Annotated in this window: 18 protein-coding genes; 11 read left to right on the forward strand and 7 right to left on the reverse strand. The window is 36.7% G+C overall.

The features are described from left to right. Positions 1-57: 57 nt before the first annotated feature. From GZ212_RS06400 to GZ212_RS06415, 4 genes are all read right to left on the reverse strand, one after another. A complete protein-coding gene (locus GZ212_RS06400) occupies positions 58-696 on the reverse strand; it encodes a DUF937 domain-containing protein (protein WP_166958315.1) in 639 nt (212 codons plus the stop codon). A gap of 89 nt (positions 697-785) precedes the next feature. Continuing rightward, the gene (locus tag GZ212_RS06405) at positions 786-1,748 is read right to left on the reverse strand and encodes a D-2-hydroxyacid dehydrogenase (protein ID WP_166958317.1); all 963 of its coding nucleotides are present in this window, start codon (positions 1,746-1,748) and stop codon (positions 786-788) included. Positions 1,749-1,781: 33 nt separating this feature from the next. Beyond that, positions 1,782-2,843, reverse strand: a complete 1,062-nt coding sequence (gene serC / locus GZ212_RS06410) for a 3-phosphoserine/phosphohydroxythreonine transaminase (RefSeq protein WP_053969906.1) — start codon at positions 2,841-2,843, stop codon at positions 1,782-1,784. Positions 2,844-2,959: 116 nt separating this feature from the next. Further along, positions 2,960-4,024 (reverse strand): acyl-CoA reductase, encoded by a 1,065-nt coding sequence (locus GZ212_RS06415; protein WP_166958319.1) that lies wholly within the window; start codon positions 4,022-4,024, stop codon positions 2,960-2,962. Positions 4,025-4,143: 119 nt separating this feature from the next. Between GZ212_RS06415 and GZ212_RS06420 the strand changes: the two genes are divergently transcribed. From GZ212_RS06420 to GZ212_RS06435, 4 genes are all read left to right on the forward strand, one after another. Then, positions 4,144-4,497 (forward strand): 4Fe-4S dicluster domain-containing protein, encoded by a 354-nt coding sequence (locus tag GZ212_RS06420; RefSeq protein WP_053969908.1) that lies wholly within the window; start codon positions 4,144-4,146, stop codon positions 4,495-4,497. A 98-nt stretch (positions 4,498-4,595) separates the two neighbouring features. Then, a complete protein-coding gene (locus GZ212_RS06425) occupies positions 4,596-5,114 on the forward strand; it encodes a DUF3124 domain-containing protein (RefSeq protein WP_166958321.1) in 519 nt (172 codons plus the stop codon). Position 5,115: 1 nt separating this feature from the next. Next, the gene (locus tag GZ212_RS06430; protein ID WP_206080400.1) at positions 5,116-5,733 is read left to right on the forward strand and encodes a MarC family protein; all 618 of its coding nucleotides are present in this window, start codon (positions 5,116-5,118) and stop codon (positions 5,731-5,733) included. Positions 5,734-5,849: 116 nt separating this feature from the next. Beyond that, a complete protein-coding gene (locus GZ212_RS06435; RefSeq protein WP_166958323.1) occupies positions 5,850-6,467 on the forward strand; it encodes a matrixin family metalloprotease in 618 nt (205 codons plus the stop codon). A 50-nt stretch (positions 6,468-6,517) separates the two neighbouring features. On the opposite strand, the gene GZ212_RS06440 is transcribed toward GZ212_RS06435, so the two are convergent. Further along, positions 6,518-7,645 carry a carboxypeptidase-like regulatory domain-containing protein gene (locus GZ212_RS06440; protein WP_166958325.1) on the reverse strand — a complete coding sequence of 376 codons (1,128 nt, stop codon included), beginning with the start codon at positions 7,643-7,645 and terminating at the stop codon, positions 6,518-6,520. A gap of 280 nt (positions 7,646-7,925) precedes the next feature. Here GZ212_RS06440 and GZ212_RS06445 point away from each other — a divergent pair, with 280 nt between their 5' ends. After that, positions 7,926-9,824, forward strand: coding sequence for a M1 family metallopeptidase (locus GZ212_RS06445; protein ID WP_166958327.1), 1,899 nt, complete (start codon positions 7,926-7,928; stop codon positions 9,822-9,824). Positions 9,825-9,925: 101 nt separating this feature from the next. After that, positions 9,926-10,546: an FMN-binding negative transcriptional regulator gene (locus tag GZ212_RS06450; protein WP_166958329.1), complete on the forward strand. Its 621-nt coding sequence runs from the start codon at positions 9,926-9,928 to the stop codon at positions 10,544-10,546. A gap of 44 nt (positions 10,547-10,590) precedes the next feature. Here GZ212_RS06450 and GZ212_RS06455 read toward each other — a convergent pair whose 3' ends face one another. Then, on the reverse strand, positions 10,591-11,247 hold the full coding sequence (locus GZ212_RS06455; RefSeq protein WP_166958331.1) for a T9SS type A sorting domain-containing protein: 657 nt from the start codon (positions 11,245-11,247) through the stop codon (positions 10,591-10,593). 194 nt (positions 11,248-11,441) lie between these two features. On the opposite strand from GZ212_RS06455, the gene ychF reads away from it, so the two are divergent. The 5 genes from ychF (at position 11,442) to GZ212_RS06480 (ending at position 17,875) form a co-directional block, all read left to right on the forward strand. Next, positions 11,442-12,536 (forward strand): redox-regulated ATPase YchF, encoded by a 1,095-nt coding sequence (gene ychF, locus GZ212_RS06460; protein ID WP_166958333.1) that lies wholly within the window; start codon positions 11,442-11,444, stop codon positions 12,534-12,536. Positions 12,537-12,676: 140 nt separating this feature from the next. Beyond that, a complete protein-coding gene (locus tag GZ212_RS06465) occupies positions 12,677-14,536 on the forward strand; it encodes a DNA topoisomerase IV subunit B (RefSeq protein WP_166958335.1) in 1,860 nt (619 codons plus the stop codon). 209 nt (positions 14,537-14,745) lie between these two features. After that, the gene (locus tag GZ212_RS16125; RefSeq protein WP_240923772.1) at positions 14,746-15,027 is read left to right on the forward strand and encodes a hypothetical protein; all 282 of its coding nucleotides are present in this window, start codon (positions 14,746-14,748) and stop codon (positions 15,025-15,027) included. Beyond that, positions 15,008-15,193: a hypothetical protein gene (locus GZ212_RS06475; RefSeq protein ID WP_053969921.1), complete on the forward strand. Its 186-nt coding sequence runs from the start codon at positions 15,008-15,010 to the stop codon at positions 15,191-15,193. The genes GZ212_RS16125 and GZ212_RS06475 overlap by 20 nt, the downstream gene beginning before the upstream one ends. A 24-nt stretch (positions 15,194-15,217) precedes the next feature. Then, positions 15,218-17,875: a DNA gyrase/topoisomerase IV subunit A gene (locus GZ212_RS06480; protein ID WP_166958339.1), complete on the forward strand. Its 2,658-nt coding sequence runs from the start codon at positions 15,218-15,220 to the stop codon at positions 17,873-17,875. Here the strand turns inward: GZ212_RS06480 and GZ212_RS06485 are convergent. After that, positions 17,862-18,668, reverse strand: a complete 807-nt coding sequence (locus GZ212_RS06485) for a TerC family protein (RefSeq protein WP_166958341.1) — start codon at positions 18,666-18,668, stop codon at positions 17,862-17,864. The two genes, GZ212_RS06480 and GZ212_RS06485, sit on opposite strands and share 14 nt — an antisense overlap.

Genomic DNA, 18,668 nt, shown 5'->3' on the forward strand with positions numbered 1-18,668 from the left:
ACATATAAAAAAGGAGACTCATAAGAGCCTCCTTTTTAACTTTAAATAGAGTAATGTTTATTTTCCAAATAAACCACCTAGAAGGCCACCAAGCCCACCTTTGTTTTTACTAGATCCCAAAACCATACCGGCTACATCATCAACCACACTGCCATCACCATCTGCATCTAAGATGGCTTCCAAGAAGGATTGTTCGTTATCACCAGAATTACCTTTTATCATGCCGCCTAATAAATCATCCAAACCATCCGCACTAGATACGTTGTTTTGCCGTGTTTGTTTTCCTAATAATCCCAATAGGATAGGGGCGGCCACTTTAAGGATTTCAGCTACTTGGTTGGCATCCATTCCTGATTTATCGCCAATCAATTTATTGACACCTTGTTGCTTGCTTCCCAAAACATGGTTCAGAATCTTGCTACCGTCTTCCAACATGTTATCATTGACGCCTCCTTCAAAAAAGCCTCCCAAGTTGTCCAATAAACTTCCGTCGTGTTTACTATTGTTAAGGGCACCTAACAAATTGGCAGCGCCTTCAGGAGAAGAAGCATTTCGTTTCATGGCCTGCATCATGACCGGTAGGGCCATGGTAAGCACGCTGGCGGTTTTATCTTGAGGTTGATTGGTTTGGTTGGCAGCACCACTGATGATGGATTGGCCTAAATCGCTATTCAGTATATCGAGTATTCCTGACATGTGTTTAAATTTTTGGTTATGAGAAAATAAGGTACAAAAAAAAGTCCATAAGCAGTTGTTATGGACTTTAAGATATAGTCAATTTTATTTTAAGCTTCCTGCCCTTTGAAAATGGCTATGATTTGACTTGCCAATTCTGTTCCAATACGGTCTTGAGCCTCATTGGTTGCCGCACCTGTATGAGGAGTTAACGACAAGGAAGGATTCATCAATAATTGGATTTCTGGAGTAGGTTCTTTTTCAAAAACATCCAATGCCGCTCTAGCAACTTTACCAGAGTCAATAGCATTAACCAAAGCCACTTCATCAATCACACCACCACGTGCTGCATTAACCAAAATAACCCCATCTTTCATGGTTTCAAATTCTGGTGCACCAATTACATAATCGTCTTGCGCTGGTACGTGAAGGGTAATAAAATCAGATTGCTTTAAAAGCTCTTCTTTAGAAATGGTTTTGATATTGAAGGTTACTGTTTGTCCGTCAAAAAACTCTAATCCCAAAGAAGCTTCTTCCATAAACGGGTCAAAAGCCACAACTTTCATCCCTAATCCTAAGGCCACTTTGGCAGTCGCTTGACCGATTCTTCCAAATCCTAATATACCTATGGTTTTGCCTTTAAGTTCGATTCCTTTGGAATAGCTCTTTTTAAGGGCTTTGAATTTAGTTTCTCCTTCCAAAGGCATATCTCTGTTGGCATTGTGTAAGAAGCGTGCTAGTCCCAACATGTGTGCAAAAACCAATTCTGCCACAGAGTGGGAAGAAGCCGCAGGTGTATTAATCACGTGAACTCCTTTATTTCTAGCATAATCCACATCGATATTATCCATACCAACACCGCCACGTCCAATCACTTTAAGATTCTTACATGCATCAATCAAGTCTTTTCTAACTTGGGTTGCACTTCGAACTAAAAGAACATCAATATCATTTTCGTTGATATAATCGATTAATTGTTCTTGAGCAACCGTTGTGGTGTTTACATTAAATCCGCCAGCTTCGAGTGCCTCGATACCGCTTTTTGAAATACCATCATTTGCTAATACTTTCATGCCTGTTTGTTTCTATATTTTAAATGTATATTATTATGCTTTTCTCTCTAATTCACTCATGACTTCCACCAATACCTTGACGCTATCAAGCGATAGGGCATTGTACATGGAAGCGCGATATCCACCCACACTTCTGTGACCGTTTAAGCCATTGATACCGGCTTCTTTCCACATGGTGTCAAAAGTCTCTTTAAGGTCTTCGTTTGCCAAAGTGAATGTGGCGTTCATGTTTGATCTATCGGCTTTTACAGCAAATCCATTAAACAATGGATTTAAGTCAATTTCAGAATAGATAAGCTGTGCTTTTTTCTCGTTTTCCTTTTCAATAGCAGCAATTCCACCAAGGTTTTTAAGCCATTCCATAGTCAACATAGACGTATAAACAGCAAACACAGGAGGTGTATTGAACATACTGCTTTTATCAATATGTACTTTATAATCCATCATGGAAGGAATCTTGCGAGATACCTTTCCTAGAATGTCTTCTTTAACCACTACCAAGGTTACTCCTGCAGGTCCCATGTTCTTTTGGGCACCGGCATAAATCAGATCGAATTTTGAGAAATCCAATTGTCTTGAAAAGATATCACTACTCATATCACAAACCATTGGGATTGGTGAGTTAGGGAATTCTTTTATCTGGGTTCCAAAAATGGTATTGTTTGAAGTACAGTGGAAATAGTCATACTCCTCTGGAATGTCGTATCCTTTTGGGATGTAGTTATAGTTGGCATCCTTAGAGGAAGCTACTTCATAAATATCGTCATAAATTTGAGCCTCTTTAATAGCTTTGGCGGCCCAAGTTCCTGTATTTAAATATCCTGCTCTTTTTTCTAAAAGGTTAAGAGCTACCATCAAAAATTGGGTACTAGCTCCTCCCTGTAAGAACAGAGCTTTATATCCCTTACCTTCCAAACCTAGCAATTCTAGGGCTAAGGCTCGAGCATTTTCCATTACATCAACGAATGCCTTACTACGATGGGATATTTCAATTAGCGATAAACCATTATCAAAGTCTAAAACTGCTTGAGCAGATTTTTCAATAACCTCTTGTGGAAGCACACATGGTCCGGCGCTAAAATTGTGTCTTTTCATGGATTAAATAGTTTTAAATTATGTGTTGAAACCGTTTATTTTCAACTGTTTTTTGAAATGAAATGAATACAAATTTGCTAATTAATTATGACAAACTTGTCACTTCTATGATAATTTTAAGAAGATATTGTCAACAAGAACTTCAAGGTATCCACTCCGTCGGCATAGTCTGTTAATGCTGGTCTTTGGGTCTGTCCGAAAGCGATATCGTTTGAATTCTGGCCTTTTGAAACAATGCATTGAATTTTCTCAGCGTCTGTATCCAATTTTCTTCTCAGGTCTTCCATACTTTCGTAGTGTTCATAAAAAACCGTAGCAATGGGGGAGGCGTAGCTTGTATCTTCCTTAATCATCAAAAAACCGTTCTCCAACATATCAAACTCGCTCATCAAATATACGGCCTTGTTATAGTCGTAATTGTTGGCATATTTGGTTTCATTGATAATGGGATGCCATTCATAGACACCTTGAAAAAAGGCATCAAAGTTATACTCTTTAGGTACAAACAATTTAGACACATTTCTGCAGCCCAATCCATAATACCTAAAAATATCTTCTGCCAGTTTTTCCAATTCTTCAGGGGATTCTTCACCTGTAAGAACCGCTACTGAATTTCTATTTTTTCTGATGATGGCTGGTTTGTCCTTAAAGTAATATTCAAAATATCGAGCTGTATTGTTACTTCCAGTAGCAATTACCGCATCAAAGTCTGATAATTTTTCTTCGGTAAAAGTGATTTTTCCTTTGAATTCAGGCTCAACGAATTCAAGATATTTTGCCAAAAAAGGCAACAATTGTTTATCATTTGAAGATTGTTTGACCAGCACATCATGACCACTAATTAAAACGGCTAAAAAATCGTGAAACCCAACCAGAGGAATATTTCCGGCCATGATGATAGCAATGCACTTGGGATCTACGGCTTGAAGGTCATAAGACGAAACCCAATTATTTAGGTTTTCTTCAGTGAGCAAATGTGACCAACCAGAAAGGGCATAGATTAAATTAGCACGGTTAAACCAACCGTTGTGTTCTTCGGCCAATTTCATTTGGTGCTTAAAGCCATCAAAAAACAGGTCATTATGTGGAATCTCCTCTTTATTAATAGGGGTTTCCTGAATAAATTGACTCATAAAGTCTCCCAATAATGTAAAAGCTTTAATTCTTTGATGTAAATCCATTCTGTGTTTGGTTATGAATTGTTTTGGCTTTATTTTTGCGCAACAAAGTTAGAAAAATGAACTTGAACACGGGTCTTTTTTATATAGAATAAAGACCTGTCTAAAATCTAAAATTCGCTATGGCAATTATTATAACAGACGAATGTATTAACTGCGGTGCTTGTGAGCCTGAATGCCCAAACACGGCTATTTATGAAGGGGCCGACGACTGGAGATACAATGATGGTACCAGTCTATCTGGTGATATTGTTTTGCCTAACGGCAAGCAAGTGAACGCAGAGGAAGCACAAGAACCAATCAGTGATGAAATTTATTATATCGTACCCGATAAATGTACTGAATGTAAAGGATTCCATGAGGAACCACAATGTGCTGCGGTTTGTCCGGTAGATTGTTGTATCCCAGATGATGACCATGTAGAAACCGAAGATGTGTTATTGGGAAAACAACGTTTTATGCATCCGGAGGATTAATATTCCGACAAAATAAACTTTAAGAACCCCAAGCAATCACTTGGGGTTTTTTATTCGTTTGAAATAGTTTAAATTAGACCATTATCAAAAACTGGATTATGTTCAAAAAGTTTGTGTTGTTTGTTTGTGTTGTTATGGTATTTGCAAGTTGCCAAAACCCTAAGAAGGTGAATAGCTCAGTAGATCCCGTGAACTGGAAAAAAAGACAAGCCTTTTCTCATTCTGGTTTGGACTCGTTGCAAACCGGAACTACCTATTTGTCTGTTTATTCGGAAATATATAGCCAGACCGAACATATTACACATGAATTAACCGTTACAGTAAGCATGCGTAATGTAAACAGGAAGGATTCCATATTTGTTGCAAGTGCCCAATATTTTGATACGCATGGGGAGTTAATCCATTCTTATTTTGAACAGCCCATTTTTATAGCACCCATGGAAACCGTTGAAATTGTTATTGATGAAAAGGATACCCAAGGAGGTACAGGAGGTAATTTTTTGTTTGACTGGAAACAACAAAGCGGTGTATTAGAACCTCTATTTGATGCTGTGATGATCTCCACCTCTGGGCAACAAGGACTTTCTTTCTCAACCCAAGGAAAGCGTATACAATAGTATGATAGCAAGTATTCTTTCAACCATTTTTTTTCTTATAGCTGTTATTGATCCTCTAGGGAGTATCCCAGTTTATCTTGAGGCAACTAAACATTTTGATGGTAAACACAAAAAGAAAGTAGCGATCATTGCCTCCTTTGTAGCTTTTGGTATTTTGTTGTTTTTTATCCTTTTGGGGCAACTGATTTTGGAAGGGATGAATGTTTCTTTAGATGCTTTTCAAATATCAGGAGGTGTCATTCTATTTCTGTTTGCTTTGACCATGATTTTTGGAGAAGGAAAGCCTGAGTCAGAGAAGCATTTAATAAAAGATTACAAACATGTGACTATATTCCCAGTAGCGATTCCATCTATTGCGTCACCTGGAGCTATTATGGCTGTAGTATTGATGACCGATAATCACATTTATGGTTTTCAGCATCAAGCTTTAACTACTGTTTTGGTATTTGTAGTGGTCATGCTAACTATGTTTTTACTTCTTGCTGCCAACCTTGTTCAAAAGCGTATAGGTGATTATGGTATTACCGTAATCAGTAAGATTATGGGCTTAATACTGGCAGCATATGCGGTTCAAAGTATCCTTACTGGATTAAAGGATTTCTTTCAGGTTCTGCGATAAGTAATTCTTCCAATTTTAATAAGAAATAACTTTAAATAACCTTTAGAGAAATAATTGATTTTCAGGAACGTTTAAAGACTGACTCCTTTTTTTAAAAAATTATGTACCTTAAAGTCATGAGATTAGCTAGTTGGTTATTATTAATACTTCTTTTTAGTTGTTCTAAAAGACAGAGTGATTCTGTAATTATAGGCGTACAGGCTTATGGGGAGGTCAATCCTGCTTTTTTAGATTCTATATCAGATGCATTAGAAACATCTTTTGCCAATGAGGTGGTTGTCTTAAATCAATTGTCTCTACCTGACCATGCTTTTGTTCATATCAAGAACCCCAGATACCGTGCTGATTCTTTGTTGCGCGATTTAGTAAGGAACAAACCGTGGTATGTAGACCATGTAATAGGCGTCACCAATCACGACATTTCTACCACTAAAAAGAACGACTTAGGAGAAATCAAAAAACCAGTTTATAAATATATGGATTGGGGCGTATATGGCTTGGGATATGTGGATGGGCCAAGTTGTGTGGTTTCAACCTACAGACTAGGAAAAACCTGCGAACCCCAATTTTATGCACGTCTCAAAAAAATAGCTATTCATGAAATAGGACATAATTTGGGATTGAATCATTGTGAGAATAAACTTTGCGTGATGCAAGACGCCGCCGAAACCATTGCAACCATTGATCGCGTGGGTTTCAACATATGTTCTGATTGTAAACGGATTATTAAATAAAAGAGCTGCCCATAAAGACAGCTCCAAAAATTATATTCTTTTGTTTCGTTTTAAGGTTGAATTACTGACATCTCAAACACAAAAAATTCCATAATTCGATCGACGTCACTGAATTCAGGATCGTAGTTTTCAGTATGAAAGGATGAATAAAAAACAGCACCATCTCCATGTAAAAAGGTGAATGCTAAATCCTTAGTTTCTGTAATAATATTATTTCCTGAATCTCTATAACTAACTTCTCCTTCAAGCCATGAAATAGTTGTTGTAGTGTCATAACTGTCAACTACCTGCCAAGAACTTAAAAATTCTTCTATTTCAATTGTATCTTCTAATACAATATCAAAATTCAATTCCAACCAATCGCTTAATGTAGTGTCTAAAAGGGTAGCCGTTGTAGTCAAAGATGTTCCGCTTTTTTCAGGATCATAGAATGTCATATAATCAGCACCGCCATTGGTAATATCATTTAAGTATCCAGCGGCCCAGTCTGTAGCATATAAAATTCCTCCGTTGTAAACATAATCCATCAAGACATCTCCCATATCTTCTAATGATTCATTCAAACCACAATTTAAAAACAGAATGTCATAACTGCCTAAAAGTGCCGGATCATTCATTAAATCTTCAAAATTGAAATCGACATTAGGCTCCAGTAAAATTTCATCCATCATACCCTTATTTTGGGACATATGAAGCGATTCCCTGTGGCCATGTGCGCCTGAAGGTCTTCCAAAATTGTTCCCTTCAATGATATCAAATAAAGGCTCTTGAGTTATTGGATCAACCAATCCAATATTAAGAAGAACATGCTCAATATGATCAAAATGTCCTGTAACAACCCCAATAGTTGGTAAAATATCCAATAAGGCATCTTCATTGGTTTTAGCTCCTTCTACATCAATTTGTAAAACGCCAGAAAATTTCCCCTTTGTGAATGTTAATTCGTAATTACCTTTTGGAAGTGATAAAGCATATTGACCTTGAACATCTGTAAAAGACTCAGCTACAACTGTGTTGTTGGAGCGAGCACTAACCATAGCATTGGGAATCGGGTCCGTGCCATTTGGAGCCAACAAACGACCGTTTATTGCAAATCCAGTAAGGTCATCGGTAGTTTTATCATCAGAACAAGAATAAATGAGCGTTAAAATAAGAAAGAGGCGTAAAATGTTTTTCATGAAATCTGTTAGTTTAAGTTTAGTGAAGTTTTAAATATATGGATATTCAATTATTTATGTTAAGGTTTTCGATAAAATACTGATTGAAAGCGGTTAATTGATATTTTATTGATGATTTTTGGGGTTGAACTAAGAATTATACAATATTCATAAAGTATTTAAGGAATAAGAACTCCTGTTCATTTATAGATTTTTAAATCATTGTAAAAATATTCTGATATTTTAATATATTTATGCTTCTCTCTATCAGAATGTTATAAACTTTAAAATATTCAAAATTATGATTCACACCTTCAAATGTTATTTCACCTGTTGTCTTGTTATAATGGGGGGCTTGTTATTTGGTTATTCCCAAACCATACCTGCGGATATCTATGTGCCGCTGGAATTTCAAAAAGCTTATCAACAAGGAACACGAATGGCCAATGGAACGGTTTCGCCTAAATATTGGCAAAACCATTCAGTATACAATATTAAGGCTACCTTAGAGCCATCAACCCGATTACTCACTGGAGAGGCCATCATTACTTATTATAATGAAAGCCCAGATAGTTTAAAAAGTATCACATTTCATACCTATCACGATTATTACAAACCGGATTCCAAAAAAGCAGGTTTTTTTAGGGCAGCAGATGCAAATGAAAAGCCACATGAGGGAATGGTATTGGGTCAAGTTTTGGTGGGAGGCACCCCCATTGATTTAAAAGACAGAAAACAGGCAAGGTATGGCGGTACTAATTACAGCATTGTTTTGGGCGATAACCCTGTTCCTCCTGGCGGACAAGTGAATCTAAGAGTTGATTGGCATTATGTCATTCCAGGAGAAGGATTTGAACGCAGTGGCGCCATAGACCCAACATCAATGTTTGTAGCATATTGGTACCCTGAAATGGCTGTGTATGATGATATTGATGGATGGGATCGGGTTGTTTATGATGCAGCCACCGAATTTTATCATGATTATTCCGATTATCACGTGGAGTTGACAATTCCTGATAATTTTATGGTTTGGGCCTCTGTAGCACCAGACAATCCCACTGAGGTTTATTCAGAAGAAGTGCAGAAACGTTTGGAAAAAGCTTCAAAAAGTACTGAAGCAGTATCTATAATTGGAGAATCAGATTTTAAAACCACGTCTACCAAAAATCTGACTTGGAAGTATACCGCTAAAAACTTCCCTGACTTTTCTTTTGCCTTGAGTGATCACTTTGTTTGGGATGCGGCTCATTATTCAGATAAAATGGGTGATTATTTCATCCAAGTAGCGTATCCAACCAGTCATCCAGAATTTGCTGCTGTTTTGGAAACTATTGGAATGTCTTTAGAGGTGTTTCATAACCAATTCCCGGTCTATGAATTTCCATTTCACTATTTCACCATTTTTAATGGGTTAGTAGGAGGAGGTATGGAGTTTGCCGGAATGGCCAATGACCAAGAAACCTCTGCAGAAAAATTAAAAACTTATGGGTATGAAGTGCTAAATGACACCGAAGCGCAATTTGGTTTGTCCTTGCATGAGATGTGCCATATGTATTTTCCATTTATGATGGGAATTAATGAAAAAAAATATGCTTGGATGGATGAAGGTTTTGCTTCATTTTCTAGCTTTTTTATGGACAACCCATTTAAGATGCCTGAAAGGGATTTACCATATCTTGGATCTCAAGAAGTGTTACCTATAATGGCTCCTTCTCATTTATTTGAAGGTAGCGGACTTAATTCCTATACCATAGGATCCCATTCCTACAAGAGCCTTTATGAGCTTTTGGGAGAAGAAACTTTCACCAAATGTATGAAAACCTATATGGATGCATGGAAGCATAAGCATCCAACACCGTATGATTTTATGATGACCTTTAATCGGGTATCAGGTGAGAATTTGAATTGGTTTTGGAAAGCATGGTATTTTGATTGGGGCTATATGGATATGGGCATAGAGCAGGTCAATGGGCAGCAGGTAACGCTTAAGAATTTAGGTGGTAGACCCATGGCAATGACCATTAAAGCAACTCTTGATGACGGAAGTGTCTTAGAAGAAAAAATTAATCCTAAGGTTTGGAAGGATAGCGACATATTTCAGTGGAAGCTATCTTCCACCAAAGGCTCCTTGAAAAAAGTTGAGCTTGAAATTCCTAGTTATGATGCCAAAGCCAGCAACAATACCTGGGAGAAAAGTTAATAATTCTATTAGAATGTAATTTTAAGACCTGATCATTTATTCATCAGGTCTTTTTAATTTGATTTTTCTATAAGTTCCCGTATTTCTGTATTTTTATTTTTATGTATGATATTCCTGTTTTTAAAACCCAAGATTCCCAAAAGGTAATTGATTTTATTTCCAAACATCCTTTTGCCATGTTAATAGGTGCCAATGACAGCAACGAACCAGTTGCTACACAAGTTCCCATGTTTTTGGAATTTGAAAAGGATCAAGCCTATCTGCGTGGACATTTAATGAAACATACTACCCATTATCAAGCTTTTGAAAAGAATCCGCAAGTTTTAGTCGTTTTTCAAGGAGCACAGACTTATGTGAGTGCGACTTGGTATCAAAATCCACAGTCGGCCTCCACTTGGAATTATATGAGTGTGCATTGCCATGGAAGCATGCAATTTCTTGATGAAACTGCTTTGGGAACTATTTTACAAAAAACCACCCTTCATTTTGAAAAGGGGAATCAGGATTCGCCAACGGTTTTCAATAATTTACCCAAAGACTACAAAGATCGGCTTATGAAAGCTATCGTTTCCTTTGAAATAGAGGTGACAAACATGGAGCATGTATTCAAGCTGAGTCAAAACCAAGATGCCCAAAGCTTTCAAAACATTATTTCCGAATTGAAAAAAGGGGATTCCCAAGCCCAAGAAATAGCAGGGGAGATGGAGAAATTGAAAAAGTGATTTTTCATTGAAAAGCAGTAACGATCATCTGCACAAAACTAGATTTAATTCTTCACCACTTTTTTGGTAAAAGTTCCTTGGTCTGTTGCAATTTTAAAAAAGTAAATCCCTGATTTTAAATTGAGTTCCTCTAGGGCAAGTTTGGATGAGTTTTTTAAATCCTTAGTGTACAAAAGTTTTCCAAAAACGTTATACACGCTCAAGATTGTAGAACCTAAATTCTGCGACAAAAAAAGTTTGGAGTTTTCCGTCAACGGGTTGGGATAAATTTTGATTCCATTTTTAATCGTAAAATCATCCAATGAGAGTTGGGGTTCTCCTAATGCTTCAACACAATCAATGGATTCTGTAAAAGCCGTTAAGAAATCATGTTGAAATTCATAGGTGCTTACAACCAAGGCCACTTTCATTAGGTCTTCATTTTGTGACGCAGGAAAAGCCATTTCCACTTCTGTTATGGAAGTATTCATGAAATCGACATCTTCAGTTGAGGGATTACTTAAAACAATGATATGATCTATAAAATCTGTTTTGTTAAAATCAGAAACAAGCATGTTTTCAGAAATTAACTTTACATAGTATCTGTAAAAACCATCTTCCCAAACTGGCGCTGGTTCATCTAGCGGTATGTTAGGGCAGGGGGCTTGAGCAAAAACGATTGTACTAATGCAAAGTAAAAGAAAGAATAATCGGGTTTTCATAGTATTTGCTGATTTAAAACTAGAAAGCTACAATAATAAGAAAATTATTAAGGGTTTTCCTTCAAAAATCCATTGTCTTTTTTAAAACAAAAAAAATTCTTGTAGGTTGTAGATATTGGAAGCTACCATAAAAATAGTATACAACCTAAAGAACAAAATGACTACATTTGCACCCGTAAAAAAATGTCTCATTCATGAAAGCAGGAATTGTAGGATTACCCAATGTTGGAAAATCAACCTTATTCAATTGTTTGTCCAATGCCAAAGCACAAAGTGCCAACTTCCCATTTTGTACCATTGAACCTAATATAGGGGTGGTAAATGTACCCGATCCAAGGTTGCGTAAACTAGAAGAGTTAGTTAAACCAGAACGTGTTATTCCTGCGACAGTGGAGATAGTTGATATTGCAGGTTTAGTAAAGGGAGCAAGTAAAGGAGAAGGATTGGGAAATCAATTCTTAGCAAATATTCGTGAGACGGATGCTATTCTACATGTGTTGCGTTGTTTTGACAATGATAATATTGTACATGTGGATGGCAACGTGAACCCTATTAGGGATAAGGAAACCATTGATATGGAGCTGCAATTGAAGGATCTTGAAACAGTAGACAAAAAGCTTGAAAAAGTTAAACGTGCAGCAAGAACTGGAAATAAAGAAGCTCAAGCTGAAGAGGCTGTGTTGTTAAAGATCAAGGAGGGATTGGAATCTGGGATTTCTGTTAGAGCATTAGAATTTGGAGAAGATGACTATGAGGACTATGTAAAACCAAGTCAGTTCATTACAGATAAACCTGTTTTATATGTTTGTAATGTAGATGAGGGATCAGCAGTTTCAGGTAATGCTTATGTGGAACAGGTTAGAGAAGCTGTGAAGAATGAAAATGCTGAAATTCTTGTCTTAGCTGTAGGTACAGAAGCTGATATTAACGAATTGGAAGATTTTGAAGAGCGCCAGATGTTTTTACAGGACATCGGGTTGGATGAACCAGGTTCTTCAAAGTTAATTCGTTCAGCATATAAACTATTGAACCAACAAACCTATTTTACAGCTGGTGTTAAAGAAGTTAGAGCATGGACCATAAACGTTGGTGCTACAGCGCCGCAAGCAGCTGGAGTGATTCATACTGATTTTGAAAAAGGTTTTATTCGTGCTGAAGTCATAGGTTATGATGATTATGTATCTTTTGGTAGTGAAGCTAAAGTTAAAGAAGCAGGTAAAATGCGCGTTGAAGGAAAAAATTACATTGTAAAAGACGGCGACGTTATGCACTTCTTGTTTAACGTTTAGAAATTAAAATATAAATATGACAGGCCCATGTTATTAACGACATGGGCCTTTTTATTGTTAATTACTTTACATCATCCAGGTTTCATTTTTTATGGGGTTATATTATATTAGCAACGATTCACTAACTTTTGCTCGTTTCTATGCCTGAAAATACCCAATATACCGAAGATAATATTCGTTCACTCGATTGGAAGGAACATATCCGTATGCGTCCCGGTATGTATATCGGAAAATTAGGTGATGGTTCCTCGCAGGATGATGGAATTTACATCTTGGTTAAAGAGGTACTTGACAATTCCATTGACGAATATGTCATGGGATCTGGAAAGACCATCGAAATATCCATTCAAGGCAACAAGGTGATTGTACGAGATTACGGAAGAGGAATCCCTTTAGGTAAGGTGGTTGATGTGGTATCAAAAATGAACACAGGTGGAAAATATGACACCCGAGCCTTTAAAAAATCAGTAGGATTAAATGGGGTAGGTACCAAAGCCGTTAACGCACTTTCCACTTATTTTAGAGTAGAATCAACCAGGGATGGTAAATCGGCATCTGCCGAATTTGAGCAAGGGGAATTAATGAATGAGGAAACACTTGATGAAACCTCTAGAAGACGCGGTACCAAAGTGTCTTTTATTCCCGATGAAACCATTTTTAAAAATTACAAATTCAGGAATGAATACGTAGAGCGTATGTTGAAAAACTATGTGTATTTGAATCCTGGATTGACGATTGTTTTTAATGGTGAAAAATTCTACAGTGAAAATGGACTAAAAGACTTATTGGAAGAAAACATCAATGATTCTGATAAGATTTATCCAATTATACACCTCAAAGGGGATGATATAGAAGTAGCCTTAACACACCATAAAACCCAGTATAGTGAGGAATATCATTCATTTGTCAATGGTCAAAACACCACTCAAGGAGGAACGCATTTAGCGGCGTTTCGTGAAGCATTAGTAAAAACGGTTAGAGAATTCTACGGAAAGAATTTTGATGCAGCCGATATTAGAAAATCGGTCGTTTCTGCTATTTCCATTAAAGTTATGGAGCCCGTTTTTGAAAGTCAGACCAAAACCAAATTGGGATCAACCGACATGGGAGGGAAGTTGCCAACGGTAAGAACTTATGTCAATGACTTTTTAAAGACCCATTTGGATAACTTTCTTCATAAAAATCCAGAAACGGCAGATAAGCTGCAACGTAAAATCCTTCAGGCTGAACGGGAGCGAAAGGAACTTTCAGGAATCAGAAAATTAGCAAAAGAGCGTGCTAAAAAGGCCAGTCTTCACAATAAAAAATTAAGAGATTGTCGCGTACATTTTGGTGACCTAAAGAATGATAGAAGATTGGAAACTACTTTGTTTATTACCGAGGGAGATTCTGCATCAGGAAGTATAACCAAATCTCGAGATGTGAACACCCAAGCCGTATTTAGTTTGAGAGGGAAGCCCTTAAACTCTTACGGGATGAGTAAAAAAATTGTTTATGAAAATGAAGAGTTTAATTTGCTTCAAGCTGCATTAAATATAGAAGAATCCATGGAGGATTTAAGGTACAATAACATTGTTATTGCTACGGATGCCGATGTGGATGGCATGCACATTAGATTACTATTGATTACCTTCTTTTTACAGTTCTTTCCAGAACTTATTAAAGAAGGGCATTTATATATTTTGCAAACACCATTATTCAGAGTAAGAAATAAAAAGAAAACCTATTACTGTTATACAGAACAAGAACGTATTGATGCTATTGAGGAACTAAAACCTAAACCAGAAATCACTCGATTTAAGGGGCTTGGTGAAATATCCCCAGATGAGTTTAAGAACTTCATTGGAGAAGATATCCGTTTGGATCCTGTTATGTTAGATAAGGATATGTCCATTGAAGAGCTTTTGGCTTTCTATATGGGCAAGAATACGCCAGACCGCCAAGATTTCATTATTAATAATTTGAAAGTGGAGTTGGATGTAGTGGAGGAGAAGGCATGAGAACCAACAATGCTAAAGTGAGGAATGTTATTGTTTCTGTATATTTTATACTGATTGTTGTAGGCATTCTTCTCGCTGTAGTTTTTAAAGCATTTAGTGATTTGTCAAAGAATCCTTTGATTACCTCTTTGGTAATAACGGTGGTTTTTAGCCTTATTTTCTTTTTGTTTCATTTCATTTCAAAATATTTTGAATACGACAGTGATGGTATGAAGGTTGTAATAACAAACAAAGGATTGCTATTGGCAGATCATTTTAATTACCGGGAAAAAACCGTAGATTTTGATAAACGCCAATTAGCAGGTTTTAAATTCAGAAATTTTATATTTTATAAAACCTTGGTTGTTTATTTAAAAAGTGATCGCGGTAACCATAAATCGGAAAGTTTTAATGTGACTTTAGTCGCTAGAAAAAAACGGAAATATATTAAGCAATCTTTAAGCAAGATTATTAAACTTAACGCTAAAGCCCTTGAATCAGAAAAAAATTAAAATATTTATTGTTTTCGCCACCTTTGTTTTGGCAGCGGTATATATCAGTCGAATCAATTTTGATGATTTGGGTTGGGATGAAAATTCCACGCAATATATCGGCATTACTGCTATGTTGTTGGTAGGGATTGGCAACCTTATTCCGTTAATAAAAAAGAAAAACTAACTTACAGAAATATCAATACAATCAATGAGCGAAGAAAACGATGATTTGCTGAATGAGCCCAATGACAACCAAGAAACCATCACCAAAGTTACTGGGATGTATAAAGATTGGTTTTTGGATTATGCTTCCTATGTCATTTTAGAACGCGCTGTACCAGCTATTGAAGATGGTTTTAAGCCTGTTCAACGCAGGATCATGCATTCGATGAAGGACTTAGATGATGGACGTTACAACAAGGTAGCTAATATCGTGGGGCATACCATGCAATACCACCCTCATGGGGATGCCAGTATTGCAGACGCCATGGTTCAGATTGGTCAAAAGGATTTATTGATAGACACCCAAGGTAACTGGGGGAATATTTTAACTGGAGACAGTGCAGCAGCTTCGAGATATATTGAAGCACGCCTTTCCAAATTTGCCCTAGAAGTTATCTACAACCCAAAAATCACAGAATGGCAAGCTTCTTATGATGGTCGAAGAAGAGAACCCATTAATTTGCCTGTGATGTTCCCTTTGCTATTAGCTCAGGGCGCAGAAGGTATAGCTGTTGGTTTATCCACCAGGGTATTGCCGCATAATTTTTTGGAATTGATTGATGCTTCCATTAAACATTTAAAAGGCAAACGATTTACCATTTTTCCAGATTTTCCAACTGGAGGAATTGCTGATATGGGAGATTACAAGGATGGAAATCGCGGTGGAAAAGTAAGGGTGAGAGCTCGTATTTCGCAATACGACAAAAATACCTTGGTCATCACTGAAATTCCTTTTGGAACTACCACTTCAAGTCTTATTGATTCCATCCTTAAGGCCAATGACAAAGGGAAGATCAAGATTAAGAAAATAGAAGATAATACAGCAGCTCAAGTAGAGATTTTAGTGCATCTGCCAGCTGGTATTTCACCAGATAAAACCATAGATGCCCTATATGCCTTTACCAATTGTGAGATGTCTATTTCTCCGTTAGGTTGTGTTATTGAAGATAATAGGCCTTTGTTTATTGGAGTTTCTGAAATGTTACGTCGCTCCACCGATAACACAGTGCAATTGCTTAAAAGCGATTTGGAAGTCCAGTTAAGTGAATTGGAAGAACAATGGCACTTTGCATCATTGGAGCGTATTTTTATTGAAAATAGAATATACAGAAACATAGAAGAGGAAGAAACCTGGGAAGGCGTTATTAAAGCTATTGACGATGGTTTAAAACCTCACATTACCCATTTAAAAAGGTCAGTAACTGAAGAGGATATCGTCAGGCTAACCGAAATCCGAATTAAAAGAATTTCCAAATTTGACATTGATAAGGCACAACAAAAAATTGAAGCTTTGGAAGGTCAAATTGCTGAAGTTAAACACCATCTGGAACATTTAATCGATTATGCAATTGCCTATTTCAACCGATTAAAAACCAAGTATGGTGAGGGAAAAGAGAGAAAGACCGAAATTCGCGTGTTTGATGATGTTGACGCCACCAAGGTAGTTATAAGAAATACCAAGCTTTATGTTAATAGAGAGGAAGGATTCATAGGGACATCACTCAAACGTGATGAGTATGTGTGTGATTGTAGCGACATAGATGACATCATTGTTTTTACCAAGGAAGGAAAAATGATGGTCACCAAAGTGGACTCTAAAACCTTTGTAGGGAAAGATATTATTCATGTAGCTGTCTTCAAGAAAAAAGACAAACGTACTATTTACAACATGATTTATCGCGATGGCAAAAGCGGGCCGACTTACATCAAACGTTTTGCTGTGACTAGTATCACAAGGGATCGGGAGTATGATTTAACCAATGGAAACAAAAACTCAATGGTTTGGTATTTTTCTGCCAATCCGAATGGAGAGGCCGAAGTTGTCACTATATTCTTAAGACAAGTAGGAAGTATTAAGAAATTGAAATGGGACATGGATTTTGCCGAAATCCTTATCAAAGGAAGAAATTCCAAGGGTAATTTAGTTTCTAAGTATGCGATTAAACGCATAGACCTAAAAGAAAAAGGTGTTTCAACTTTAAAACCTAGAAAGATTTGGTTTGATGACACCGTACAAAGACTTAACGTGGATGGAAGAGGGGATTTACTGGGTGAATTTAGAGGAGAAGACCGAATATTGGTAGTTACCCAATCTGGACTAGTAAAAACCATTATCCCTGAAATGACAGCTCACTTTGAAGATGACATGATTGTGATTGAAAAATGGATACCTAACAAACCACTTTCTGTTATTTATTATAATGGCGAACGCGAACTTTATTACGTTAAACGCTTTTTGATTGAAAATGAAGGTAAGGAAGAGAGCTTTTTGCCAGATCATCCAGAGACTAAATTAGAGATTGTTTCGACTGATTGGCGTCCTTTGGCTGATATAGAATTTACTAAAGAACGAGGAAAAGATAGAAAACCTAACTTAGAATTAGATCTTGAAGAATTTATTTCAATAAAGGGAATTAATGCCATTGGAAATCAACTTACTAAGGAAAAAATAAATCAAGTAAGCTTATTAGAACCTTTGCCTTATGAAGCTCCAGAGGAGGTTCACGCTGATGATCTTGAAGTCATCGATGAAGAGGAACTGAATAATAATTCAGAAACAGGTACTGCTAGTAACACCAACAACTCTGTAAATTCAGAAAGTGATTCGGATGCAGATGAGGAGGGGCAAACTAGTCTTTTCTAGGATTGGATTTGGATTTCTTTTGAATTCTAAAGTTGATAAATTCCACCAATAGCGAAAAGGCTATGGCAAAATAAAGATATCCCTTAGGTATAGCTCCCACTTCCTGATCAAAGAATGTCGTTTGGGAAAGATGTGCGGCCTCGGTAATCAGCATAAAACCTATCAATATCAAGAAAGCCATCGCAAGGACCTGCATGCTAGGATGATTATCAATGAATTTTCTAATGGGATTGGCAAATGCTATCATGATGAAGATAGAAATCATCACTGCTATAATCATTAGGGTTAAGGCGTAATTGTGATTGGGATGAATGCCATTGGTCATTCCTACAGCTGTTAAAATAGAGTCGATGGAAAAGATAAAATCGATTAATAGGATTTGTGTTATGGCTTGTTTTAGAGAATTAACTTTCTTTTCTTTTAATTCGGAAGTATCGTGTTCAGGAGATTCAACTTTTTCTTTTATCTCTGAAGTACTCTTATAAATCAAAAATAGGCCACCCACAAAAAGAATGATGGCTTGCCAGCTAACTCCCATATGTAACCATTCCAAATCAAGAGTGTAAAATGGCTCTTTTAAACCAATTAAAAACGAAACACAAAAAAGAAGAATAATACGCTGAACCATTGCTAAAATAAGTCCAATATTGGTTGCTTTAGCTCTTTGGTTTTCTGGCAATTTATTGGCTGTTATTGAAATAAACACGATATTATCAATACCCAAAACTATCTCAAGAAAGGTCAAGGTCAATAACGCTATAATAGCATCTCCAGAAAACAAGAATTCCCACAT

It is taken from the genome of Mangrovimonas sp. CR14, assembly GCF_011764015.1.
In the GTDB taxonomy this organism is placed as follows: Bacteria; Bacteroidota; Bacteroidia; order Flavobacteriales; family Flavobacteriaceae; genus Mangrovimonas; species Mangrovimonas futianensis.